Origin of the sequence: Actinomadura rugatobispora (genome assembly GCF_042656285.1) — a bacterium.
Taxonomy (GTDB): Bacteria; Actinomycetota; Actinomycetes; order Streptosporangiales; family Streptosporangiaceae; genus Spirillospora; species Spirillospora rugatobispora.
In genome coordinates this window covers 1-588 of record NZ_JBHSON010000305.1, presented here as the reverse complement: position 1 = coordinate 588, position 588 = coordinate 1, and the positions used below count along the sequence as shown (strand labels likewise).

At 53.7% G+C, this 588-nt stretch carries 1 protein-coding gene; it reads right to left on the bottom strand.

Features of this window, described 5'->3' with window-relative positions; genetic code table 11:
- A partial coding sequence (locus tag ACFPZN_RS56525) for a FlgK family flagellar hook-associated protein (protein ID WP_378293749.1) occupies window positions 1-588 on the bottom strand: 588 nt, incomplete at both ends.

Below are 588 nucleotides of genomic sequence, written 5' to 3'. Positions count from 1 at the left end.
CGTTGCTATCAACGTAAGAGACAACGATTCTGTCAGGATCGCTTTCAGACGCTGTGGCCTGTAGCTTGCTGGCGTTTTCGCCAAAGACAAGGGGGCGACCATCCTGAAGCGTTACGTCGACGCGGCCAGATACGCTATTCTCGGTTACATCTATACCGATCTGCTCACTCAGTTTTTCCAGTAATGCATCACGTTGATCCAGCAGGTCCGCAGGCGGCGTACCGTTCTGCGCCTGTACGCGTTCCAGCTGTTTATTCACTTCTGCCAGCTGGTCGCTGATGCTATTAATTTCTTTAACGCTGGTTTCGATATTGGTGTTGGTGCTCTTTTCCAGCGCGGTGAGGCGCTTGCCGCTGTCATTGAAGCGCTGGGTCAATACGCCGAGTGAGCTGAATACTGCGGAACGGGCCGGGCCGTCATCTGGGGTTGCGCTCAGCGTCGCCATCGACTTGAACAGGTTATTGATGGAGACAGAGACGTTGTCGGATTCATCGCCCAACATATTATCAATGTCGCTCAATTGCTCCATGCGGCCGTTAAGCGAGGCCCAGTTTGAGACGGAGCCGCGTAGCTGCTTGTTGGCAAAAG